Source organism: Micromonospora sp. NPDC047465 (assembly GCF_040643125.1).
Lineage (GTDB): Bacteria > Actinomycetota > Actinomycetes > Mycobacteriales > Micromonosporaceae > Micromonospora.
This window is the reverse complement of the sequence record NZ_JBEYTP010000001.1, coordinates 452,896-474,801: the sequence shown is the minus strand read 5'-3', so window position 1 is coordinate 474,801 and position 21,906 is coordinate 452,896. Positions and strand designations below refer to the sequence as shown.

The window sequence follows — 21,906 nt, the reverse complement described above, 5'->3', positions numbered from 1 at the left end:
TGAGAGCATCCGCGATGCGTTCTTCCTCGTTGTAGACCGGCATGAGGATCGAGAGCTTCACGGGAATCTCCACGGTGGCGACAATACGTCGGCCCTAGCCTAGCGTGGCTGGTCAGCGGGGCGGTGCGCAGCACCGTGGGCATCGACCGTGGCGGCCTCAGGAAGATGGTGTTTACTTCCGCCATGTCGGCAGCCGGCTACCCGCTCGCTTTGGCCCCCGTCGCCGCGATCGGACTGCTCACCGTCGCCCTCCGGCCGCTGGCCACCGAGACCGTGGCGCCGCTGCGCCTCGCGCTGGTCCGGGCCGCCCTGGTCACGGGCGCGTTCGCGGTGCTCACGGTGGAGGTGCTCGGCGCGCTGGGGCTGCTCACCCTGCCGGCGTTCGCCGTCGCCTGGCTGCTCTTCCTCGCCGCCGCGGGCGCGGCCGCCGGCCGGCGCCGCCGCCGGGACGCCGCGCGACGGGCGGCGGCCGTCGCGGCGCCACGCCGCGCCCTGGTCGGCGCGACCACCGGCCCCACCACCGGCACCCCGGCCCCGCCGCCCGCACCGGATGCCGGCGCGCCGGGCGCCGCCGGGGCCCGGCGGTCCGGCTGGTGGACCGGTCTGGCCGGAGCCTGGCGTACGGCGGGGCGGGGCGAGCGGCTGCTCGCCGGGACGGTCGGCGGGCTGCTCCTGGTCGAGCTGCTGATCGCCCTGCTGGCCGAACCGAACAACTTCGACTCGCAGACCTACCACCTGCCGAAGGTGGAGCACTGGGTGGCCCAGGGCGACCTCGACTTCTGGCCCACCGCCATCCACCGGCAGGTGACCATCCCGCCCGGCGCCGAGTATCTGCTGCTGCACCTGCGCCTCTTCACCGGCGGCGACGCGCTGCACCACCTGGTGCAGTGGGCGGCCGGGGTCGGCGTCCTGCTGGCGGCGACCCGGATCACCGCCCAGCTCGGCGGCAGCCGCCGGGCCCAGCTGCTCACCGCGTTCGTGCTGGCCACCACGCCGATGGTGGCGCTCCAGGCGACCAGCACCCAGACCGACCTGGTCTGCGCCGCCTGGGTGGCCTGCGCGGCGACGCTCGCGCTGGACGGGCTGCGCCGGCGCACCGGGGTCGGGACGATGCTCGGGCTGGGGGCGGCCACCGGGCTGACCGCGGTCACCAAGACCAACGGCCTGATGGCGCTCGGGCCGCTGCTGATGCTCTGGGGGCTCGCCCAGCTCCGGCTGGCGCGGGGCGGCACCGCGCGGGAGCGCGCCGGAGCGCTGCCCCACCGGGCCGGCGCGGTGGGCGCTCCGGATGCCGGTCACGCCGGTGGGGCTGCCGCGCCCGGCCTCCGACCGGGACGTCAGGTGGCCCGGACGGTGACCGGGTCCGTGCTGATCCTGTTGGTCGCGGCGGTCGTGGTCGGGCCGTTCCTCGCCCGGGTGACCGCCGAGTTCGGGCACCCGCTCGGCCCGCCCCGGCTGCGCGAGTCCGTCCCGATGGAGCGGCACGACCCGCCCTCGGTGCTCGTCAACGCGCTGCGGATCGCGCACACGGCGTTCGACACCCCGCTCGCGCCGCTGCGCCGGGCCGGCGCCGAGGCGATCGTCGCCGGCGCCGAACTGATCGGGGTGGACCCCCAGGACCGGGCCACCACCTTCGGGCGGGAACGCTTCCCGGTGCCGTCCTGGTACCCGGACGAGGACCGGGTGGCCTTCCCGCTGGCCGGGGCGCTGGCGCTGATCGGGACGGGGTTCGCGCTGGTCAGGCCGGGCCGGTTCGGCCCGACGCAGGCGGGGCCGCTGCGCGCGTACGCGGTGGTCGTGGTGGTGGCCGTGCTGCTGCACACCGCCATGGTCAAGTGGCAGCCGTGGGGCAACCGCCTGCTGCTCTACGCGCTGACGCTGGCCGTACCGCTGGCGGGGCTCTGGCTCGACGCGCTGTTCCGCCGCCGGTCGGCCGCGCGGGACGGCGGCGCGGGCCGGCGGTCGGTGGCGGCCGGGCTCGCGGTGACCGTGCTGGCCACCTGCGCGCTGGCCGGGGTGCTCGCGGTGTCGTACGGCTTCCCGCGTCGGCTGGTCGGCGCGGGCTCGGTCTTCACCACCTCGGATTGGGAGACCAGGTTCCTGCGGCGTCCCCAGTGGGCGGAGGAGTTCCGCTGGGCGGCGGGCGCGGTACGCGCGACGGACGCCAGCCGGATCGGCCTGGTGCAGCAGAACGACAACTGGGAGTACCCCTGGTGGCTGCTGCTGCGTGACGCCGACGGCCGCCCGCCGGAGCTGGTGGCGCTGCAGTCCGTGCTGCCCGGGCGCCCGCCGGCCGACCCGGCCTCGGTGGACGCGATCGTCTGCACCGGCAGCCGGCCGGCGTGCGCGGAGCTGGTGCCGGCGGGCTGGCGCGTCGAGTTCCGGGGCTACGTCGGCTACGCCCTGCCGCCCGGGCGCTGACCCGCCCGGCGCCTCCCGGTCCGCGCACCGCCGACGCCACCCGGCGCCTCCGGTCGCGCACGCCGACGCCGCCCGGCGCCTCCGGCCGCGCATCGACAAGGCACCCGGCCAGGCCGGAGAGGGCGGCCGGAGCGGCGGCCGCAGCACTCCTGACGTCGTCCGTTCCACCCGGATCGTCCGGTTCTACGCTCCGCGCGCAACGATTCCGAGATGCATTCACATATCTCGAAGCCGGCGTTACCGTCTGGTAACTCGATCGACGTCCGGCGATCGAGCCGAAAGGAGTGCGTCGATGCATGGTTCCCCTGCCAGACGCGAACGCGCGACCCGACGACGGGTACTCACCATCGTCGCCGCCGCCGCGCTCGTCCTGCCGATGCTCGCCGGAACGGCCGCCCCCGCCACCGCGGCCGACCGTCCGGCCATCCAGCCACTCCCCGGCAACCTGGAGGCGATCCGCGCCGCCGAGGCCACCGCCCTCTACGGCGCGCCCGCCATCCGCCCCATCGAACAGCGCCGCACCGCGCTGATCACGATGGGCGACAGCGAGATCTCGGGCGAGGGGGTGGGCAACTACGTCCCCGGCACCCACGAGCCCGGCAACTGGTGCGACCGCTCGTACGACCAGGCGGTCTTCCGCACCGGGATCCCCGCCGACGAGAAGTACAACATCGCCTGCTCCGGGGCGACCCCGTGGAACCTGATCCGGGGCGGGCCCACCCAGCACAACGAGCTGAACCAGGGCGACCACCTGGCGATCAAGGCGCGCAACACGCACATCAAGCTGATCTGGGTGGTGGTCGGCGCGAACGGCGACGGCACGATCCAGTTCGGCCCCGTCGCCACCGACTGCACCGTCCGCCGGGTCTTCCTCCAGGGCCCGTGCTACCCCACCTACACCGACCAGTGGACGGTGCGCACCGACGGCAGCCGGCAGGCGGTCGAGGACGCGCTCACCGACATCCGGCAGACCATGACCGGCGCGGGCTACCTGCGGTCGGACTACGAACTGGTGCTCATGTCGTACCCGAGCCCCGGCAGCCCGGACGTGGAGGACAACCCGAACTTCCCCGGCTGGTACGCCGGCGGCTGCCTGCTCTACCTGGCTGACGCCGCGTTCGCCCGGAACAAGGCGGTGCCCATGTTCGAGTCGGCGCTGCGGGCGGCGGCGACCAACACCGGCACCCGCTACCTCGACGCGAGCCGGCTGTTCCACGGCCACGAGGTGTGCACCGACAACACCGCGGTCCGCGGCCTCCACATCGAGATCGGCGTCTGGGACGAGAACGCGGCGCGGCAGTCGTTCCACCCGAACCACCGGGGGCACGGCATGTTCGCCCAGTGCGTCACCCAGTTCTGGACCTCCGGGCAGCAGCGCGCCACCTGCGTCGACCCGGCCAGCACCGGCAACGGCGTGCTCTACCCGGGGCTGTTCGAGTTCAGGCAGCTGCGCAACGCCGCCACCGGCACCTGCGTGGACGGCAAGGGGTACGACTCACGCAACGGCACGCCACAGCAGTCGTACGGCTGCCACGGCGGGCGCAACCAGGGCTTCTGGTACGACCCGGCCCGGCAGTCGCTGCACTCGGAGCTGTCTCACGACCGCTGCCTGGACGTCTCGGGCGGCACGCTGAACTCCGGCACGGCGGTCAACATCTACGACTGCCACGGCGGCGTCAACCAGAAGTTCGTGCTGGCCGGCAACCAGATCAAGGCGGCCGGCAACACCAACCTCTGCCTGGCCTTCGACAACCCGTGGCTGGGCACCCCGCGGCTGCGGCTGGCCACCTGCGCCACCAGCACGCGCCAGCAGTGGTCGTTCGAGTCCCGCGCCTTCGCCAACCCGGTGGGCTACGGGCACGACGACTTCATCGGCTCCCGGGTGTACTGAGGTGGGGTGTGGCCGGCCGGGCACGGCGGGCCACACCCTCGTACCTCGTGGTCTCGCGCGAACGGAGCGAACGGAGCGGCCGCCCCCCGCAGGGGAACGGCCGCTCCTGCCTGCTCGCCTCCGGACCGGCCCGACGGCTACTTCTGCTTGACCGGCACGACGATCAGGCGGGCCACGCCGCCGTCGCCCTCCTTGGCGCCGGCCACGCCGACCGTCGTGCCCACCCCGATGTCGGTGGACGCGATCGTCGTACGACGCTCGACGACGCGCAGCTCGTCGCCGAAGGTCCAGGTCATGGTGAAGCCGTCGGTGGACTTCACGGTCATCTTCCCGCCGTCGATCGCGGTCACCTCGCCCCGCTGCACGGCGACGGTCCTCGTGCCGCCGTCCTTCGTCCGCACCACGGCCTCGCCGTGCAGCGTGTTCTTCCGCAGCAGCACCCGGGCCTGCCGGCGCTTGCGCCACTCCTCCGCGCGTTCGCGCCGCGGCTTCTCCCCCGTCGCGCTGGGCGAGGCCGCCGGCGAGGCGGGAGCGGCCACGGGGTCGACGGCCAGGTCGCCGGCGTCGAAGCCCATCGCGGCGAGCGCCTGGCCCTCCGCGCCGAGCGCCGCGACGACCTCGACGGCGGTCTCGCGGGCCGGTTGGCCCGCCACCTCGGCCGCGCCGCAGCCGCTGAGCCCCAGCGCGACGGCCGCGAGCAGCGTGCCGGCGGCGATTCCCCAACGTGCCATGAGTCTCCCTCTCGTCCGTCCGTGGAGTCCCAGCCTCCCGCCGTCCGGCGAGCGGCGGGTCAGGCCGATGTTCGAGCTTGGTAAGGATCCGGGGGCAGCCGGACGGTGAACGCCGCTCCGCCCTCCGGCGCGTGCCCGGCCGTGATCTCCCCGCCGAGCCGGCGGACCAGGCCGGCGGCGAGCGCCAGCCCCAGCCCGCTGCCGACCTTGCGCACCCCCCGGTAGCGCTGGTGCAGGGCGCCGCGCTCGAACGCCACCGCCAGGTCGTCGTCGGTGAAACCGGGTCCGCCGTCGCGGACCTCCACGACGCCGCCCGCCGCCGGGTCCACGCCGGCCGCCCGGACCGCGAGCACGACCGGCGCCCCCGGCGGTACGACGCGCAGCGCGTTCTCCAGCAGCCCGTCAACCACCTGCCGGATCCGCCCCGGATCGGTGTACGCCGGCACCGGCTGCTCCGGGACCTCGGCACGGAACGTGACCCCCACCGCCGCGCACCGGCGGGCCCAGGTCCGGCCGGCGTCGGCGGCCAGCCGGGCCAGGTCCACCGGCACCGGTTCGAGCGGGAAGTCGGCGGCCTCCAGCCGGGCCAGCGCCAACAGGTCGCTGACCAGCCGGTCCAGGTGCTCCGCCTCGGCGAGCACGGTACGGCCGGTGCCCGCCGCGTCCGCCGCCCCGATCACCCCGTCCGCCAGCGCCTCGGCGTAGCCCCGGATCGCGGTCAGCGGGGTGCGCAACTCGTGCGAGACGGAAAGCAGGAACTCCCGCTGCCGGCCCTCGCTGGTGGCCAGCGCGGCGGCCAGCCCGTTCAGCGCGTACGCCAGGTCGGCCACCTCGTCGGGCGGCTCCACCGGCACGCGTACCGTCCGGTCCCCGGCGCGCAGCCGGGCGGCGGCGTCGGCGGCGCGCCGGATCGGCCGGGCCAGCCGGCGGGCCAACAGCAGCCCGGCGACCACGCCGGCGGCCAGCCCGGCCAGCAGCGGCAGCCAGAGGCTGGGCAGCACCTGCCGCCACGGGGCGGTGACCCGGGAGCGGGTCAGCACCACCCCGTTGCCGCCCGGCAGGGCGCGGCCCTCGATCAGCGTGCGCCGCCCGTCGAGGGGCCGGCGGGTCGACACGTTCCGTCCCTCCGCGACGCGCTGCACCACCCGGGGCGGCAGGCCGGGCCGGTCCGCGACGCCCCGCCGGACCAGGTACGCGTCGACGCCCTGGGCGCGAAGCTGGCGGACGAGCCGCTCCTCGTCGGCGGTCCGCCCGGTCTCCAGCCGGGGCCGCAGCACCTCGGCGGCGAGCCGGGCCTGGGCGGCCAGCGCCTCCTGGTCGCGCCGCTCGACGCCGCGCACCGCCAGGGGCACCGCCACGATCGCGGTGACCAGCACCGAGACCAGGGCCACCGCGCAGGTGACCAGCACCGCGCGGGAGGTGAGCGTACGGGCGGGGCGGGGACGGGGCGGCCGCGCCGGCGGGCCGACCACCGGCAGCGCGACGGTGGGCTCAGCCATCGGCGGCGTACCCGACGCCCCGGTGGGTGCGGATCACGCTGGCCGCGCCGAGCTTCGCGCGGACCTGCGCGACGTGCACGTCGACGGTGCGGGTGCCGGCGTGGGCCGCGTACCCCCACACGCCGGCGAGCAGTTCCTCCCGCGTGAAGACCCGGCCCGGGCGGGCCATCAGGTGCGCGAGCAGGTCGAACTCGGTCGACGTGAGCTGCACCGGGGCCCCCGCGACGGTCACCGTACGCCGGGCCGGGTCGAGCGTCACCGCGCCGACGACCCGCGGCCGACCCATTCCCCCGGGCGCTCCGGCCGTGCGCCGCAGCACCGCCCGCACCCGGGCGACCAGCTCGCGCGGACTGAACGGCTTGGTGACGTAGTCGTCGGCGCCCAGTTCCAGCCCGACGACGCGGTCCACCTCGTCGTCCCGGGCGGTGAGGAAGATGACCGGCGTCCAGTCGCCGGCCTCGCGCAGCCGCCGGCAGACCTCGGTGCCGGCCAGGCCGGGCAGCGCGATGTCGAGGACGCAGGCCACCGGCCGCAGCCGGCGGGCGGCGGCCAGGCCGGCGGCGCCGTCCCGTTCCAGGTGTACGCCGAACCCGTCGCGGACCAGATAGAGCCGGACCAGGTCGGCGATGGCCGGCTCGTCCTCCACCACGAGGACGAGCCCGCGGGTCGGGGCGTCGACGGTCACCGGCCCATGATTCCCGACGCGGCGGCGCCGGGCGGGTCAGCGGATGTTCGGGTTCGGTAAGAAGACGGTCAGCGCACCACGGCCGGCCGGAAGGCGGCGGGTCGCGCGACCGCCGGGGCCTCGCCGATGGTGGCGACGAGCCGCTCCCGGGGCGTCCGCAGCCGGGTCCGGAAGGCGTGGTTGAGCAGCGCGTCGAGCTGCCACACCTGCTTCGGGTGCCGGGTGTGGATGAGGAACCGCTCGCGGACCCCGTCGATCGCGGTGGCCGCCAGCTCGACCGAGTGCAGGCGCGGGTCCGGGCTCCAGGTGACGTTGCTGAGTTCCCGCAGCTCGGTGTTGAGGTGCAGGCGCAGCCGGTGCAGGACCCGCGTCTGCTGGGTGACGACCAGCCGCCGGTGGGTCAGCAGGAAAAGGTACTCGCCGGCCATCGGGCGGTCGGGCCGGCTGCACCGGGTGACCAGGATGGTGGCGTCGCCGGAGCCGACGCAGCGGCGGAAGACCGGCATGTGCCGGCTGACGGTCTGCATCGCCAGTCCGGCCTCGGAGGCGGCCGGGAGGAACGTTCGGGAGAAGACGTCCATGCCCTGCCCAACGACGGGCGTCGGAGGGTGACGTGGGTCACGCGCAAGTTGCAGAACTTCCACACCCGCGCGTCGCACCGCCTGTCCGACTTCTGGGCCCGTCGCGCCGGACGTTCAGACCGGGTCGGGCTCGAACAGCTCCGTCAGCCAGCCGGGCACCGCGGACGCGTACTGCGCCCGCGCCGGGTCCCGCGTCATGAGGGCCCGGCGCCAGGAGAGCGACCGGCTCACCCGGGTGACGCGGACGGCCAGCCGGGCCGCCTCGCGCAACGTCGCCCGGTCGTGCCGGTCCGACCACGGCTCCAGGTACGCGTCCCGCAGCCGCGCCAGCGCCGGGTCGCCGGCGGGCAGCTCGAAGGCGTCCGCGACCGAGTTCAGCGTGACCAGCAGGGTGCCGAACGGGTGGGCGACCGAGGCGTCCCCCCAGTCGAAGAACCGGTGCCCGTCGGCGGCGACGAAGACGTTGCCGTCGTGCAGGTCGTCGTGCTGGATGCTGGGCGCGACGCCCGAGTCGGCCAGCCGCCGGCAGTGCTCGGCGAAGGTGTCCCGATGGGCGCGCAACCGCCCGTACGCCTCGACGTCGAGCCCGTCCTCCGCCCCCAGCAACAGCGACTCCTCGTCGTCCAGCAGCGCCTCGAACAGCTCCGGCAGCACCTCCGGCCGGTGGTCGGGCACCCCGAGTGCGAGCAGCTCGCCGGCCCGGGGCGCGACCGTGCGCTGGAGGTCGGCGTACTCCGACAGGACCTGCTCCCAGCGGGCCAGCAGGTCACGGTCGCCGCCCAGCGCGTCGCGCAGCGAGCGGCCCCCGTCGGGCAGCAGCGACCAGCCGCGCTCGGCGTCGACCGCGATCGGGTCGAGCACCCGCCCCGGGGCGAGCCGGGCCAGCGCGGCCAGCAGCGCCGCCTCGTGCCGGGTGCCCGGGTTGTTCGCCTTGAACCAGGCGTCCCCGGCGTCGGTGGGCACCCGCCAGACGAGGGACCACGGCCGGACCCGGGGCTCGACCGGCCCGACGACCCGCCGGCCGTGCCGGAGGAGCTGGTCGCCGACCCAGCCGAGCGCGGTGTCCCGCCAGTGCGGGTCGGCCCAGTCGGCGTACGAAGTGGAGGCAGTCGTCACGCCGCGGAATCTAGCCCCGTCCCCGGCGCCGGGGCGACACCTTTATCCCCCGGCGCACCCCGTGGCCGGCGGCGCTCGACGCGTCCCCTCCGGTCCCGGCGATGGTCTTCGCGGCCGTCGGCGGGGACGGCTACCCTTCACCGCCATGCCGGACGCCTCGTTCCTCGCCGCCACCCGCGACTCCTACGACACCATGGCCGTCGACTACACCGAGTGGCTTCGTACGGACATGGACGGCAGACCCCTCGACCGGGCGCTGCTGGCCGCCTTCGCCGAGGCGGTGCAGGCCAACGGCAACGATCCCGTCGCCGACGTCGGCTGCGGACCCGGCCGCGTCACGATCCTGCTGCACCGACTGGGCCTGGACGCGTTCGGCATCGACCTGTCGCCCGGAATGGTCGCGCTGGCCCGGGAGACGTACCCGCAGCTGCGGTTCGAGGTGGGCTCGATGCTCGCGCTGGACCTGCCGGACGCCTCCCTCGGCGGGCTGCTCGCCTACTACTCGGTCATCCACGTCCCCTGGCACCGGCGGCCCGAGGTCTTCGCCGAGTTCCACCGCGTGCTCGCGCCGGGCGGGCAGCTCATGCTCGCCTTCCAGGTCGGCGACGACCGCCTGCACCGCGACGAGGCTTTCGGCAAGCCGATCTGCGTCGACTGGTACCGGCAACAACCGGACGAGGTGACCGCACTGCTGCGCGGGGCCGGTTTCGACCTGTGGGCCACGGTCGTGAAGGAGCGCGAGGGCACGGAGACGACCCCGCAGGGCTTCGTGTTGGCGCGCAAGCCTGCCGGGGCGTAGCCCACGCCCGGCACAGTCAGAGCAGCTCGACGATGGTGGTGTTGGCCATGCCGCCGCCCTCGCACATGGTCTGGAGGCCGTAGCGGATGTTGTTGTCCCGCATGTGGGCGAGCATGGTGGTCATGATCCGGGCGCCGGAGGCGCCGAGCGGGTGGCCGAGGGCGATCGCGCCGCCGCGCGGGTTGAGCCGCTCCGCGTCCGCCTCGGTCTCCGCCAGCCAGGCCAGCGGCACCGGGGCAAACGCCTCGTTCACCTCGTACACCCCGATCTCCTCGATGCCCAGCCCCGCGCGGCGCAGCGCCTTGGCGGTGGCCGGGATGGGCGCGGTGAGCATGGTGACCGGGTCGTCGGCGGCGACCACGGCGGTGTGGATCCGGGCCAGCGGGCGCAGGCCGTGCCGGCTGGCCCACTCGCTGGTGGTGACGGCGAGCGCCGCCGCGCCGTCGGAGATCTGCGACGCGGAACCGGCGGTGACGACGCCGTCGGGGCGGAACGGGGTGGCCAGCTCGCCGAGCTTCTCCAGCGAGGTGTCCCGCCGGATGCCCTCGTCGGCGACGAACTTGCCACCGTCGGCCAGGGCGACCGGGGCGATCTCGGCGTCGAAGGCGCCGGCGTCCTGCGCGGCGGCCGCCTTCTCGTGGCTGGCGAGGGCGAACTCGTCGAGCTGGGCGCGGGAGAAGCGCCAGCGCGCGGCGATCAGCTCCGCCCCGACGCCCTGGTTGAACGGCAGCGGCGCGTCCTCGGCGAAGCCCTCGACGCCCCGGTAGCGGTCGCGCACCTGCTCGCTGAAGGGCATCCCGCCGGCCACGCTGGAGCCCATGGCCACCCGGGTCATCGACTCGACGCCACCGGCGACCACCAGGTCGGCCTGGCCGGAGAGCACGGTGGCGGCGGCGAAGTGCAGGGCCTGCTGACTGGAGCCGCACTGCCGGTCGAGGGTGGTGCCGGGCACCGACTCGGGCCAGCCGGCGGCCAGCACGCCGTTGCGGGCGATGTTCCACGACTGATCGCCGACCTGGGAGACGCAGCCCCAGACCACGTCGTCGACCTGGGCCGGGTCGATCCCGGTGCGCTCGGCGAGGGCGCGCAGCACGTGCGCCGAGAGGTCGACCGGGTGCACGGCGGCCAGGCTGCCCTTGCGCCGCCCCACCGGGGTGCGTACCGCGCCGACGATGACTGCGTCACTCATGACTACTCCCCGGTAACTTCGGCTGCCACCGATACTACGTCCTCGGCGGGCCGCCGTCCTCCCCCGGGGTCGCTGGCATCCTGGACGGATGCGCCCAGACCCGTCCCCGGCCGTCCACCAGTGGCGGGTGCCGGCCACCCTGCCGGCACTCAAGCTGGCCGGCGCGGTCGCGCTGCTCGCGCTCGCGCTGCTCCTCGACGAGGGCGACCCGGTCCAGTTGGGGCTGGCCGTGGTCGCGGCCGCCGCGCTGGCCGCCTGGGCGGCGCGCGACCTGGTGGCGCCGGTCCGGCTGGCGGTCGACCCCGAGGGGGTCACCGTCGTCCAGGGCTTCGCGGGTCGCCGACGGCTGCCCTGGTCGGCCGTCGAGCGGGTCACCGTGGACCGCCGCGCCCGGCTGGGCCTGACCAGCGAGGTACTGGAGATCGACGCCGGGGAGTCGCTGCACCTCTTCGGCCGCCTCGACCTCGGCGCCGAGCCCGCCGACGTGGCCGAGGCCCTGCACGAGGCCCGCCCACGCTGAGCGACCGCCGCACGGCCCGGTCGGTGCCGCGGCACGACCGGGCGGACGGTCAGCCGCCGAGGATGACGGCGGTGCGGATCAGCGCCAGGCCGAGCAGCGCCGCCACGACCACCGCGCCGCCGGCGAACTGCACCAGCGTCCGCCGGGACCGTGGGGCGTACGCGAACACGAGCGCCACCAGCCCGCCGACCACCAGCCCGCCCAGGTGCCCGGGGATCGAGATGCCGGGCACGGTGAACGTGAAGACCAGGTTGATCACCAGGATGGGGAGCACCTGGGAGATGTCCCGCCCCATCCTGCGTTCGATGACCACCAGCGCGGCGAAGAGGCCGAAGATCGACGTGGACGCGCCGGCGGTGAGCTGGTTCTGCTCGCTGAACAGGTAGGCGGCGACGTTCCCGCCCAGCCCGGAGACGAGGTAGAGCACGCCGAACCGCAGCGGCCCGAGACTGGCCTCCAGCGACCGGCCCAGCACCCACAGCGCCCACATGTTCAGCAGCAGGTGGACCACGCCGTAGTGCAGGAACATCGCGGTGACCAGGCGGTACCACTCGCCCTCGGCGATTCCGCCGACCGTGCCATCGGGGAAGATCGCGCCGCCGAGCACCGCACCCCAGTCGGTCAGCGGGGTGCTGCCGCCCATCAGGCCGCCGAAGCCGGAGCCGCCGACCGCCGCGTCCCCGCCCCGGTCCGAGGCGATGGAGAGCAGCATCAGCAGCACGTTCAGCGCGATCAGCGCCTTGGTGACGTAGCCGTGCCGGCCGGCGGCACCGCCACCGAAGACGGTGCGCGCCGGCCGCACGCTACGACGTCCCTCCGCCACGCACTCCGGGCACTGGAAACCGACCGACGCCTCCCGCATGCAGTCCGGGCAGATCGGCCGGTCGCAGCGGGTGCACCGGACGTACGTCTCCCGGCCGGGGTGCCGGTAGCAGACCGGGGTGACCGGCGGCGACTCGCTCACCGCGCCCGCCCGCCGACGCGGGCCGCGCGGCCCGCCAACCGGTCCCGACCATCGGAGCGCTCAGTCATGTGGGCAAAGGTACCTCGCGGACGACTCAGGCAGCGGAGCGCTCGATCTCGACCCGCTCGATGACGACGTCCTGCAGCGGCCGGTCGTTCGGGCCGGTCGGGGTGTTGGCGATCGAGTCGACGACCTTCGCGGACTGCTCGTCGGCCACCTGACCGAAGATGGTGTGCCGGTTGTTCAGGTGCGGCGTCGGCGAGACGGTGATGAAGAACTGCGAGCCGTTCGTGCCCGGCCCGGCGTTCGCCATGGCCAGCAGGTACGGCCGGTCGAAACGCAGCTCCGGGTGGAACTCGTCGGCGAACTTGTACCCCGGGCCACCGCGGCCGGTGCCCGTCGGGTCGCCCATCTGGATCATGAAGCCGCTGATCACCCGGTGCGAGATGGTGCCGTCGTAGTACGGCCCACTGCCCGGCTGACCCGTGCGCGGGTCGGTGTATTCACGGTTGCCCTCGGCCAGGTCGACGAAGTTCTTGACGGTCTTCGGCGCGTGGTTGGGGAAGAGCTCCAGCCGGATCGGGCCAGCGTTGGTGTGCAAGGTGGCGTAGACAGCCTCGGCCACGGGTACTCCTCACTCGTTGGTCAGTTCCATGCGGATCCTCCCATGTGCCCGATCTGGCAGTGCGGAGGCATCCGAAGGTGGAGGATGACGAAGGAACAACTCCCAGGAGGTGGGACCGTGTTTGGAATCGGGCGGCGTAAGACCCAGGGGCAGTTGGCCAAGGCGGAGCTGAACCAGGGCCTCGGTCACCTGAGGCAGGCCGCGACGCACGCCGCGAAGGGCGCCGGCGCCACCGTCGGCCCGCGGGTCCAGGCGGCCCGGAGCGCCGTCGCGCCGACCGCCGTCATCGTGCGCGACCGCGCGTCCAGCGGTCTCGCGTCCACGGTCGCCGCGCTCGCGCCGCTGGCCCTGGCCGTCCGCAAGGCCCAGGCCGAGGCGGCGGGCAAGGCGGTCACCGGCAGGAAGGCCGCCGCAGCCAAGCAGGCCGCGGTCACCAGGAAGGTCAAGGCGAAGAACATGAAGGCTTCCCGGAAGAAGAACGCGCGGCGCGGCGGGTCCATGTTGACCGGTCTCCTCGCGGCCGGCGCGGTGGCCGGCGTCGCCGCGATGGCGATGCGTCGCCGCCGCGAGCAGCAGGAGTGGGCCGAGTACGACCCGACCCGCACGCTGGAACCGATGCGCGACGAGGTCGAGACCATGGAGATCCGGACGCCGGTCACCGACGCCTCGACGCTGTCGAGCGGCTCGGGGGTGACCGGCGGGCCGACCGGTGCCGGCAGTTCGGCGGTGGCCGGCGGCGCCGGCGCCTCCACCACCGCCCCCGGCACGCAGCCGACGGTCCACGCGACGGACAAGGTCCCGTCGGTGGCCGAGGGCGCCAAGGACGTGTCGGGCCGCCCGGCGGACGACCTGACCGAGGCGCTGGGCAAGGGCGCCAAGACCAACGGGCGTCGCTGACGCCCCGAAGTTCCCGGAAAGCGCCGGCAGAGCGGGTCACCCCGCGCCGCCGGCGCTTCCGCGTCCCCGCCCCCGGTCAGAGCCAGCCGTTGCGGCGGAACCAGCGGTAGAGGGCCAGCGAGATCGCGAGCATGAGGGCCAGCACGACCGGATAGCCGTACGTCATCCGCAGCTCCGGCATGACGTCGAAGTTCATGCCGTAGATGCCGGCGATGGCGGTCCAGACGGCGGCGATGGCCGCCCACGCGGCGATCTTGCGCATGTCGTTGTTCTGGTCGACCGTGACCTGGGCCAGCCGGGCCTGGAGGATGGAGTTGAGCAGGTCGTCGTAGGAGTTGACCTGCTCGACGGTGCGGCTGAGGTGGTCCTGCACGTCGCGGAAGTAGCGGCGGATCTCGTCGGGCACGTCCCGGTTCAGCTGCGCGGTGAGCGTCATCAGCGGGCGTTGCAGCGGCGTCACCGCCCGCTTGAACTCCACCAGTTCCCGCTTCATCTGGTAGATCCGCTGGATCCGGCCGCTCGACTGGCGGTCGAACACCTCGGCCTCCAGCGTGTCGAGGTCGTCCTCCAGCCGGTCGGCGACCTCCAGGTAGATGTCCACCACCCGGTCGGTCACCGCGTACGCCACCGACCAGGGCCCGTGGAGCAGCAGGTCCTGCTTCGTCTCCAGGTCGGCCCGGACGGGGGCCAGCCGGCAGGCGTCCCCGTGCCGGACGCTGATCAGGAAGTTCGGCCCGATGAAGAGCATCACCTGGCCGGTCTCGACGACCTCGGAGTTCTCGGTCAGCTCGGCGTGCTCGCAGTAGCGCGCGGTCCGCAGCACCAGGAAGCTGACCTCGCCGAACTGCTCCAGCTTGGGTCGCTGCTGCGCCTTGACCGCGTCCTCGACGGCCAGCTCGTGCAGGCCGTAGGTGGCGGCGATGGCGGTCATCTCGGCCAGCTCCGGTTCGTGCAGGCCGAGCCAGACGAAGCCGTTCTCCTCGCGGCGGGCCGCGGCGAGCGCGTCGGCGAACCGCCAGTCGCCCGGCTGCCGCCGGCCGTCGACGTAGAGGGCGCAGTCGACCACCGCGCTGCGCTGCGGGCCGGCCGGCGTCGAGGGGGCCTGGAGGCCGTCGGGGTTGAGCCGGCGGGTCATCGCCCGCACGGGCGCCGCCCAGTCCCGGGGCCTGAGCACCCGCCCGCCGTTCGGCGAGGCCGTCCGCCCCCGCTGCCCCCGGTCCGTCATCACGCCCCCTCCCCACGCGCTGCCGCGGCTAGCAGGGTACGCCGCCGTCGACGGTCACGGGCGGTGACGATCGACCGTGGTGGCGCCGGGCGGGCCGGGCCGCATCAGGGGGGTGAGGGGACGACACGGCCCACCCGGCACCCTTGGGGGCGGGGGTTGTGCTGCTCGCGTCGCTCCGCGTGCCGCCTGGCAGGGGCCGGGTCGGGCTCGTCGTCGGGCGCGACGTGGGCCGGCGCCGGACGGTGAGTTGCGCTACGTGGTGAGTGACGCTCGCAGCATTGTGGGCCACCGGCCGCCCCGGTGGGAGTCCCGGGACGGCCGGTATCGCTGCACTGTCAGAAATCCGACAGAAAATCAGCCCCGTACGGCCGCCATGGCCTCCGCCAGCCGCCGGACGCCCTCGTCGATCCGGTCGGCGGTCACCGCCGAGTACGCCAGCCGCAGGGCGTGCCGCCCGCCGTCGACCACGAAGTCGCTGCCCTTGACCACGGCGACCCCGCGCTCGGCGGCGGCCGGGGCGAGCCTGTCGACCTCGACGTCCTCGGGCAGCTCGACCCAGAGGAAGTAGCCGCCGTCCGGCTCCACGAACCGGGCCTCGGGGATGTGCCGGCGCAGCGACTCGGCCAGCACCCGGGACCGCTCGCCGAGTGCGGCGCACACCGTCTCGATCGAGCGCTCGATGTCGCCTGAGACGCAGAACTGGTGCACGATCGCCTCGGAGACCATGCCGGGCGAGATGTAGAGGCTGGTCGCCTTCTTCGCGATGTCGGCGATCAGGTCCGCCGGGCCGAGCAGGTAGCCGACCCGCACCCCCGGGCAGACCGTCTTGGTGAAGCTGGAGGCGTGCACCACGACGTTGCGGGTGTCGAGCGAGAGCATCGACGGCAGCGCCTCGCCCCGGAACCGGATGTCGGCGTACGGGTCGTCCTCGAAGATCGTGAACTCGTACTCGGCGGCGAGGTCGAGCAGCTCGCGGCGCTTCTCCAGGCTCAGCGTCACGCCGGCCGGGTTCTGGTAGTTCGGGATGACGTGCGCGAGCCGGGGACGCACCCCGGACTCCAGCAGCTTGCGCAACTCGGCGGTGTCGAGGCCGTCCGGCTGGATGGAGATGCCGTGCAGCTCGCCGCCCATCCGCTGGAGGTTGAGCAGGGTCCGGTCGTACGTCGGGCGCTCCACCACCACCGCGTCGCCGGGGCGGACCAGGTGGTCGAAGAGGAACGCGTCGGCCTGCAACGACCCGTTGGTGATGAGTACCTGGTCGGCCGAGACCCCGTGCTTCTCGGCGATCCACTTCCGTAGCGGGAGGTAGCCGACGGAGGTGCCGTACGCCGTCACCCCGGCGGGGTCGGCGTCGAACGCGCGGACGGCGGCGGCCTTGAGCCCCTCGACATCGACGATGTCCAGCGAGGGAGCGCCACGGGCGAAGGAGATCAGCTGCTCGGCGGTCATGGCTGTTCAGCGTACGGAAGGCGGTGGGGTGCGCGCCGACGGCACGGCGATGTCCGCATCCTGAGCCACCGGGACGGGTGACCCGCGTCAACCGGTCGGCGGCAGATCAGACCGGAAGGCCGAGCGGGTCGTGCTGCGCCTCGCGGGAAAACCCGTCCACGTGCAGCCCGAGCGCCGCGATGAGCTGGCCCCAGTCGAAGTAGGACCGCCAGGCCGACACCTTCCCGCGCCGCACCCGGACGACGTCGACCACGTCCCAGCTCACCACCCGGCCCGTCGGCGCGACGGTGCCGAACGGGGTGTGCAGCACCCCGGTGTGGGTGCCCGTGAGCCGCTGCTCGACGGCCGCGCCCCCGGCGGTCTGCACCGACCCGAGCCGGTCGACGGACAGGTCCGGGAAGGCCCCGGTCCAGGTGCGCAGCAGTGCGGGCAGCTCGATCGGGCGCACCGTGACGCCCGGCATCGAGTAGAAGGCGTCCGCCGCGTAGAGGTCCGGCAGCCGGGCCACGTCCCGCCGCAGGAGCATCGCGTACTGCTGCTCGACCAGCCGATCCGCGCCGCGCATGACGACCTCCCCGCGGGGCCGCGGCCCGTCCGCGCCCGCAGGGAATCCTTACCCGTCGATCGGCCGGCCACACCCGCGCCGGCCCGGCCGCTCAGCTCGCGTCGACCATCCGGCTGGCCGCCCAGACCCGCATGATGTCGCGTACGGAGATCACGCCGGCCACCTCGCGCCCGTCGAGCACCACCAGGTGGCGGAAGCCGCCCCGGGCCATCGCGGCGGCGGCCTCCTCCACCGTCCACTCCGGCCCGGCGTAGACCACGTCCCAGGTGAGGTGGGCGCCCGTCCGCTCGACGTCGCAGTCCAGGCCGGCGCCGATGGCCTTGAGCACGTCGCGTTCGGTGATGATGCCGACCCCCTCGGAGTCGGGATCGATCACGACCGCCGACCCGACGCCGCGGGCCGACATCATCTGGGCCGCCTGGCGGAGCGTGTGCTCCGGGCCGACCACGAGGACCTCGCTGGACATCGCTTCCCGTACCTGCATCACGCATCACCCCTGTGGGACGGTGGCATCCGGTAGGGGACATGGTCCGCTCCGGATGTTTCCGCGACAAGACCGGGCATCGCCGCAACGCCCGACCGCTCGCTACTGTCGTGGCGTGTCCACCGAGCCTCTACGCTGCGCCGGCGCGCTGATCGTCGACGACGAGGGCCGCCTCTTCGTCCAGCGACGGTCTCCCGACCGGCGCATCTTTCCCAACTGCTGGGACATCGTCGGCGGCCACCTGGAACCGGGCGAGGACGTGGACGACGCGCTGCGCCGGGAGGTGACCGAGGAGACCGGCTGGACGGTGTCGCACGTGCTCGGCCACGTCGGGGAGTACCGCTACATCGCCGACGACGGCCTGGAGCGGATCGAGAGCGACTGGCTGGTCCGGGTCGACGGCGACCTCGCCCGGCCGACGCTGGAGGCGGGCAAGCACACCGAGTTCCGGTGGCTCGCCGCCGACGAGGTCGACCTGCTCGACGAGCACCGCGACGTCAACGACGGCCTGATCCGGCGGATCGCGGAGGAAGCCTTCGCCGCCCTGCGTTCGATCGGTCTGTGAACGACACCGTCGAGCTGGCGCCGCACCGGTTCGCCGGCCTGGTCGCCCCGGCGGTGGACCGGGCCTTCGTCGCCGGCATGCTGGCCGGCCGCGGCGGTGGCGGCGCGGAGCTGAGCCAGCGGTACGGCGGGCCGGCGGCCACCGGCTTCCTGCTGGAGTTCCGCACCCGCCTCGCGGCGCCCGGCGGGACGGTCGACGAGGCCGGGTTCGCGGCGGTCACCCGCTACCGGGACCCGGCCGACTGCCGGCGGGCCCTGGACAAGCAGGTGGCGTACGGGATGATCCACCGCAGCCCCGACGGCGGGCTCTCCGCCACCGAACGCGGGCTGGCCTTCCTCGCAGGGATCTGGCAGGTGCACGCCGAGGTGACCGAGGAACTCTGGGCCGGGCACGACGACCGCGTGCTGCGGCTGGTGGAGGCGCTCGGCCGAGTGCTCGCGTACGCGCTGGTGCTCGCCGAGGAGGAGGACGCCGACGACGGGTCCGCGTTCGCCGCGATGGCGCCGCCGTACGAGCCGGACGGCACCCCGCCCGGCGTGCTGCTGCTCAACCGGCTGGGCACGCTGCGTTACCACCGGGCCGACGCGCACGCCGCCGCCTGGACCGCCGCCGGGCACACCGCGGCGAGCATCGCCGCCCTGCCGCCCGGGCCGGAGCAGCTCGCCATCGAGCTGGAGACCGACCGGCGGGCCGCCGGCCCGTACGCCGTGCTGACCGCCGAGGAGCGGCTGGCGATGCTGGCGGACCTGGCGGCGCTGCCCGGCTGACCCGGTTGGCCACAGCGGCGCAGTCACGCGGCGCTATCCTCCAGCGGTGACCGGGAGTCGTACGAGGGAGGACGCCTCAATGATCGGGATGGTGCTCGCGGCCGGGGCGGGGCGCCGGCTGCGCCCGTACACCGACACCCTGCCGAAGGCGCTGGTGCCGGTGGACGGTGACACCACCATCCTGGACATCGCGCTGCGGAACCTGGCCGAGGTGGGGCTCACCGAGATCGTGATCGTGGTCGGCTACGCGGCCGACGCGGTGCGCGAGCGGCAGGCCGACCTGGAGAAGCGGTACGGCGTCACGCTGACCCTGGTGCACAACGACAAGGCCGAGGAGTGGAACAACGCGTACTCGCTCTGGCTGGCCCGGGAGCACTTCGCCCGGGGCGTGCTGCTGGTCAACGGCGACACCGTGCATCCGGTGAGCGTGGAGAAGACCCTGCTGGCCGAGCGCGGCCCGGGCATCCTGCTCGCCGTCGACACGATCAAGGCGCTGGCCGAGGAGGAGATGAAGACCACCTTCGACGCGGCAGGCCAGCTCACCCGGATCACCAAGATCATGGACCCGGGCGAGGCGTACGGGGAGTACATCGGCGCGACGCTGATCGAGCCGCAGGTGGCCGACGCCCTCGCCGACGCGCTGGAGGCGACCTGGCGGCGCGACCCGAACCTCTACTACGAGGACGGCTACCAGGAGTTCGCCGACCGGGGCGGCGAGGTCCGGGCGGCGCCGATCGGGGACGTCTCCTGGGTCGAGGTCGACAACCACGCCGACCTGGCCCGCGCGCGGGAGATCGCGTGCCGCTACTAGCCCGTACGGTCAACACCCCGCTCGCGATCGAGGTGCGGCGGGGGGCGGTGGCCGACCTGGGGCCGCTCCTGGCCGACCGGCGGATCTCCGCCGGCGGGGACGTGGCGGTGGTGGTCGGGCCGGGGCAGGGCGAGCGGATCGTCGAGCTGTGCCGGCCCACCCTGGGCTCGGCCGACGTGTTCACGGTGGCCGGGGGCAGCCTCGACTCCGCCAACGAGCTGGGCGACCAGCTCCGCCGCCGCAACTACGACGCGGTGGTCGGCATCGGCGGCGGCAAGACCATCGACACCGCGAAGTACGCCGCCACCCGGTACGGCATCCCGATGGTGACCGTGGCGACCAGCCTGGCCAACGACGGCATCGCCTCGCCGGTGGCCTCACTGACCCACGAGGGCGGCAAGGGCTCCTACGGCGTGCACATCCCGATCGCGGTCATGGTCGACCTGGACTTCGTGGAGCACGGGCCGGACCGGCAGACCCAGGCGGGCATCGGCGACGCGGTGAGCAACCTGAGCGCCTGCGCCGACTGGGAACTCGCCCACCAGGTGCGCGGCGAGCCGATCGACGGCCTGGCGGTGACCCTGGCCCGGACGGGCGCCGAGGCGCTGATCAACCACCCCGGGAAGATCACCGACGACGGCTTCCTCACCACGCTGGCCGAGGCGCTGATCCTGGGCGGCATCTCGATGTCGATCTGCGGTTCCAGCCGGCCTGCGAGCGGCGGCGACCACGAGATCTCGCACGCGATCGACCGGCTCTTCCCCGGCACCGGCTCGCACGGCGAGCAGGCCGGCGTCGGCGCGCTGTTCTGCACGTTCCTCCGGGGCGACCTGGAGCGGTTCGGGCAGTTGGCCCGCTGCCTGCACCGGCACGGGCTGCCGACGGGCCCGGCGGGGCTCGGGCTCACCGACGAGCAGTTCGTCGAGGCGGTCGACTTCGCGCCGCGTACCCGGCCGGACCGCTACACCATCCTCGAACACCTGGCGATGTCGCCTACCGAGATCCGGGAGCGGCTGGCAGACTACGCCGGTGCAATCCGCGACCACCTTGGCTGAGCCCCGCCCCACCGTCGCCGACTTCCACCGGGTGAACCGGGGTGGCGGCCTGTTCAGCGAATCGGTCAGCCAGTGGCTGGGCGCGGTCTTCGCGCTCGTCGCCCAGCGGCTTGGGCTGCGCCCGACCGCGCTGACCATCACCAACCTGGTGCTCGGCCTGGCCACCTCGGTCACCGTGGTCGCGCTCGCCGGCCGGGTCGCCGCCGGCGAGGTCCCGGCCTGGGCGGTCGGGCTGCTCGCCCTGGTCGGCTGGCAGGTGGCGTACTGCCTGGACTGCGCCGACGGCCAGCTCGCCCGGGTGACCGGGCAGGGCAGCGCGGCCGGTGCCCGGGTCGACGTGCTCTGCGACGTGGCCGCCCAGATCGCCCTGGTCGCCGCGCTGGCGGCGACGGCGGTGGCGCAGGAGCCGTCGACGCCGAGCTGGCTCGTCGCGGTCTTCGCCGGCACCTGGATGGTCAACCTGGTCACCTCGGTGATGCAGGCCGGCCCGAACGCGGCCAGCATGGTCACCTCCACCTCGCTGCCCGTACGCCTGGTGAAGCTGGTCCGCGACTACGGCGCGGTGATCTTCGCCGCCGGCCTGGTGCTGATCTTCGCCCCCGCCCTCGCCCTCTGGGTGATGGTCGCCTTCACGATCGTCAACGGCGGCTTCCTGCTCGCCAGCATCGCCTTCTCCGCCCGCGCCTCGCTGCGCTGAGAGGAACATCCGACCACCTCCCGGTCCGCCCGGCTGCCACCAGCACCCGGCCTGACGCCCGGCACCGAGCACGGGCACCAGGCACGGGCACCGGGCACCGGGCACAGTTACCCTCCGTGATATCCATGCGCGTGTCCCGGCGCCCGCCGGTTTCCCGCACCGCACGCTTTGCTCTGCACCCATTCACGCACCGGACACGTGCGGTAGCTGGTGCGCCGGTGGGTGCAGAGCAAAGCGTCGGCGAGTGGTCACCGGGGGCCAAACGCCGATCATGGTGAAGGCGCTGCTCAAGGGGCATGCCTGACACTTGAGGCGACATTCTGGACATCGCACGAGAGCGAGTGCAATCACGCTCAGTGAAGCGGGCCGC

At 74.1% G+C, this 21,906-nt stretch carries 22 protein-coding genes; 10 read left to right on the top strand and 12 right to left on the bottom strand.

Annotated features, from left to right (window positions below; all coding sequences use genetic code 11):
- The first annotated feature begins 183 nt into the window (after positions 1-183).
- Together ABZ793_RS02335 and ABZ793_RS02330 are read left to right on the top strand one after the other, a co-directional pair.
- Complete coding sequence (locus ABZ793_RS02335) at positions 184-2,421, top strand: hypothetical protein (protein WP_357450575.1); 2,238 nt, start codon at positions 184-186, stop codon at positions 2,419-2,421.
- A gap of 292 nt (positions 2,422-2,713) precedes the next feature.
- The gene (locus ABZ793_RS02330; RefSeq protein WP_357450572.1) at positions 2,714-4,312 is read left to right on the top strand and encodes a ricin-type beta-trefoil lectin domain protein; all 1,599 of its coding nucleotides are present in this window, start codon (positions 2,714-2,716) and stop codon (positions 4,310-4,312) included.
- 137 nt (positions 4,313-4,449) lie between these two features.
- Here the strand turns inward: ABZ793_RS02330 and ABZ793_RS02325 are convergent, their stop codons facing one another.
- The 5 genes from ABZ793_RS02325 to ABZ793_RS02305 all read right to left on the bottom strand — a co-directional run bounded on the left by ABZ793_RS02325 (position 4,450) and on the right by ABZ793_RS02305 (position 8,924).
- On the bottom strand, positions 4,450-5,043 hold the full coding sequence (locus ABZ793_RS02325) for a hypothetical protein (protein ID WP_357450569.1): 594 nt from the start codon (positions 5,041-5,043) through the stop codon (positions 4,450-4,452).
- A gap of 59 nt (positions 5,044-5,102) precedes the next feature.
- Positions 5,103-6,542 carry a HAMP domain-containing sensor histidine kinase gene (locus ABZ793_RS02320; RefSeq protein WP_357450566.1) on the bottom strand — a complete coding sequence of 480 codons (1,440 nt, stop codon included), beginning with the start codon at positions 6,540-6,542 and terminating at the stop codon, positions 5,103-5,105.
- A complete protein-coding gene (locus ABZ793_RS02315; protein ID WP_357450563.1) occupies positions 6,535-7,227 on the bottom strand; it encodes a response regulator transcription factor in 693 nt (230 codons plus the stop codon). Before ABZ793_RS02315 ends, ABZ793_RS02320 begins: the two co-directional genes overlap by 8 nt.
- Positions 7,228-7,295: 68 nt before the next feature.
- A complete protein-coding gene (locus ABZ793_RS02310; protein WP_350702644.1) occupies positions 7,296-7,808 on the bottom strand; it encodes a hypothetical protein in 513 nt (170 codons plus the stop codon).
- Positions 7,809-7,922: 114 nt separating this feature from the next.
- A complete protein-coding gene (locus ABZ793_RS02305; RefSeq protein WP_357450558.1) occupies positions 7,923-8,924 on the bottom strand; it encodes a phosphotransferase in 1,002 nt (333 codons plus the stop codon).
- A gap of 145 nt (positions 8,925-9,069) precedes the next feature.
- Here ABZ793_RS02305 and ABZ793_RS02300 point away from each other — a divergent pair, with 145 nt between their 5' ends.
- Positions 9,070-9,723, top strand: coding sequence for a class I SAM-dependent methyltransferase (locus ABZ793_RS02300; protein ID WP_357450555.1), 654 nt, complete (start codon positions 9,070-9,072; stop codon positions 9,721-9,723).
- A 16-nt stretch (positions 9,724-9,739) separates the two neighbouring features.
- On the opposite strand, the gene ABZ793_RS02295 is transcribed toward ABZ793_RS02300, so the two are convergent.
- Entirely contained in the window at positions 9,740-10,912 is a 1,173-nt protein-coding gene (locus ABZ793_RS02295) for an acetyl-CoA C-acyltransferase (RefSeq protein WP_357450551.1), read from the bottom strand.
- An 88-nt stretch (positions 10,913-11,000) separates the two neighbouring features.
- Here ABZ793_RS02295 and ABZ793_RS02290 point away from each other — a divergent pair, with 88 nt between their 5' ends.
- Entirely contained in the window at positions 11,001-11,432 is a 432-nt protein-coding gene (locus tag ABZ793_RS02290) for a PH domain-containing protein (protein WP_357450548.1), read from the top strand.
- 49 nt (positions 11,433-11,481) lie between these two features.
- Here the strand turns inward: ABZ793_RS02290 and ABZ793_RS02285 are convergent, their stop codons facing one another.
- Together ABZ793_RS02285 and ABZ793_RS02280 are read right to left on the bottom strand one after the other, a co-directional pair.
- Positions 11,482-12,396: a rhomboid family intramembrane serine protease gene (locus tag ABZ793_RS02285; RefSeq protein WP_357450545.1), complete on the bottom strand. Its 915-nt coding sequence runs from the start codon at positions 12,394-12,396 to the stop codon at positions 11,482-11,484.
- 94 nt (positions 12,397-12,490) lie between these two features.
- Entirely contained in the window at positions 12,491-13,021 is a 531-nt protein-coding gene (locus tag ABZ793_RS02280) for a peptidylprolyl isomerase (protein WP_350682508.1), read from the bottom strand.
- Positions 13,022-13,105: 84 nt separating this feature from the next.
- Here ABZ793_RS02280 and ABZ793_RS02275 point away from each other — a divergent pair, with 84 nt between their 5' ends.
- Positions 13,106-13,918, top strand: coding sequence for a hypothetical protein (locus tag ABZ793_RS02275; RefSeq protein ID WP_357450542.1), 813 nt, complete (start codon positions 13,106-13,108; stop codon positions 13,916-13,918).
- 76 nt (positions 13,919-13,994) lie between these two features.
- Here the strand turns inward: ABZ793_RS02275 and corA are convergent, their stop codons facing one another.
- From corA to ABZ793_RS02255, 4 genes are all read right to left on the bottom strand, one after another.
- A complete protein-coding gene (gene corA / locus ABZ793_RS02270; protein ID WP_357450654.1) occupies positions 13,995-15,143 on the bottom strand; it encodes a magnesium/cobalt transporter CorA in 1,149 nt (382 codons plus the stop codon).
- Positions 15,144-15,497: 354 nt separating this feature from the next.
- Positions 15,498-16,592, bottom strand: a complete 1,095-nt coding sequence (locus tag ABZ793_RS02265) for a PLP-dependent aminotransferase family protein (protein WP_357450538.1) — start codon at positions 16,590-16,592, stop codon at positions 15,498-15,500.
- A 106-nt stretch (positions 16,593-16,698) separates the two neighbouring features.
- Complete coding sequence (locus ABZ793_RS02260) at positions 16,699-17,157, bottom strand: ester cyclase (RefSeq protein WP_357450535.1); 459 nt, start codon at positions 17,155-17,157, stop codon at positions 16,699-16,701.
- A gap of 91 nt (positions 17,158-17,248) precedes the next feature.
- Positions 17,249-17,641: a CBS domain-containing protein gene (locus ABZ793_RS02255; RefSeq protein ID WP_357450532.1), complete on the bottom strand. Its 393-nt coding sequence runs from the start codon at positions 17,639-17,641 to the stop codon at positions 17,249-17,251.
- 115 nt (positions 17,642-17,756) lie between these two features.
- Here ABZ793_RS02255 and ABZ793_RS02250 point away from each other — a divergent pair, with 115 nt between their 5' ends.
- The 5 genes from ABZ793_RS02250 (at position 17,757) to ABZ793_RS02230 (ending at position 21,536) form a co-directional block, all read left to right on the top strand.
- The gene (locus ABZ793_RS02250) at positions 17,757-18,206 is read left to right on the top strand and encodes an NUDIX domain-containing protein (protein ID WP_357450528.1); all 450 of its coding nucleotides are present in this window, start codon (positions 17,757-17,759) and stop codon (positions 18,204-18,206) included.
- On the top strand, positions 18,203-18,973 hold the full coding sequence (locus ABZ793_RS02245; protein ID WP_357450525.1) for a hypothetical protein: 771 nt from the start codon (positions 18,203-18,205) through the stop codon (positions 18,971-18,973). Before ABZ793_RS02250 ends, ABZ793_RS02245 begins: the two co-directional genes overlap by 4 nt.
- A 79-nt stretch (positions 18,974-19,052) precedes the next feature.
- Positions 19,053-19,784, top strand: a complete 732-nt coding sequence (locus ABZ793_RS02240) for a phosphocholine cytidylyltransferase family protein (protein ID WP_357450650.1) — start codon at positions 19,053-19,055, stop codon at positions 19,782-19,784.
- A complete protein-coding gene (locus tag ABZ793_RS02235) occupies positions 19,772-20,839 on the top strand; it encodes an iron-containing alcohol dehydrogenase family protein (protein ID WP_357450522.1) in 1,068 nt (355 codons plus the stop codon). Before ABZ793_RS02240 ends, ABZ793_RS02235 begins: the two co-directional genes overlap by 13 nt.
- Complete coding sequence (locus ABZ793_RS02230) at positions 20,814-21,536, top strand: CDP-alcohol phosphatidyltransferase family protein (RefSeq protein WP_357450519.1); 723 nt, start codon at positions 20,814-20,816, stop codon at positions 21,534-21,536. Before ABZ793_RS02235 ends, ABZ793_RS02230 begins: the two co-directional genes overlap by 26 nt.
- Positions 21,537-21,906 lie beyond the last annotated feature (370 nt).

Coding starts and splice junctions, on each gene's coding strand:
- ABZ793_RS02290 (WP_357450548.1), top strand. CDS start 11,001: ATGCGCCCAGACCCGTCCCCGGCCGTCCACCAGTGGCGGGTGCCGGCC.
- ABZ793_RS02275 (WP_357450542.1), top strand. CDS start 13,106: ATGACGAAGGAACAACTCCCAGGAGGTGGGACCGTGTTTGGAATCGGG.
- ABZ793_RS02255 (WP_357450532.1), bottom strand. CDS start 17,641: ATGCAGGTACGGGAAGCGATGTCCAGCGAGGTCCTCGTGGTCGGCCCG.
- ABZ793_RS02265 (WP_357450538.1), bottom strand. CDS start 16,592: ATGACCGCCGAGCAGCTGATCTCCTTCGCCCGTGGCGCTCCCTCGCTG.
- ABZ793_RS02335 (WP_357450575.1), top strand. CDS start 184: ATGTCGGCAGCCGGCTACCCGCTCGCTTTGGCCCCCGTCGCCGCGATC.
- ABZ793_RS02330 (WP_357450572.1), top strand. CDS start 2,714: ATGCATGGTTCCCCTGCCAGACGCGAACGCGCGACCCGACGACGGGTA.
- ABZ793_RS02310 (WP_350702644.1), bottom strand. CDS start 7,808: ATGGACGTCTTCTCCCGAACGTTCCTCCCGGCCGCCTCCGAGGCCGGA.
- ABZ793_RS02325 (WP_357450569.1), bottom strand. CDS start 5,043: ATGGCACGTTGGGGAATCGCCGCCGGCACGCTGCTCGCGGCCGTCGCG.
- ABZ793_RS02240 (WP_357450650.1), top strand. CDS start 19,053: ATGATCGGGATGGTGCTCGCGGCCGGGGCGGGGCGCCGGCTGCGCCCG.
- ABZ793_RS02300 (WP_357450555.1), top strand. CDS start 9,070: ATGCCGGACGCCTCGTTCCTCGCCGCCACCCGCGACTCCTACGACACC.
- ABZ793_RS02295 (WP_357450551.1), bottom strand. CDS start 10,912: ATGAGTGACGCAGTCATCGTCGGCGCGGTACGCACCCCGGTGGGGCGG.
- ABZ793_RS02320 (WP_357450566.1), bottom strand. CDS start 6,542: ATGGCTGAGCCCACCGTCGCGCTGCCGGTGGTCGGCCCGCCGGCGCGG.
- ABZ793_RS02260 (WP_357450535.1), bottom strand. CDS start 17,157: ATGCGCGGCGCGGATCGGCTGGTCGAGCAGCAGTACGCGATGCTCCTG.
- corA (WP_357450654.1), bottom strand. CDS start 15,143: ATGACGGACCGGGGGCAGCGGGGGCGGACGGCCTCGCCGAACGGCGGG.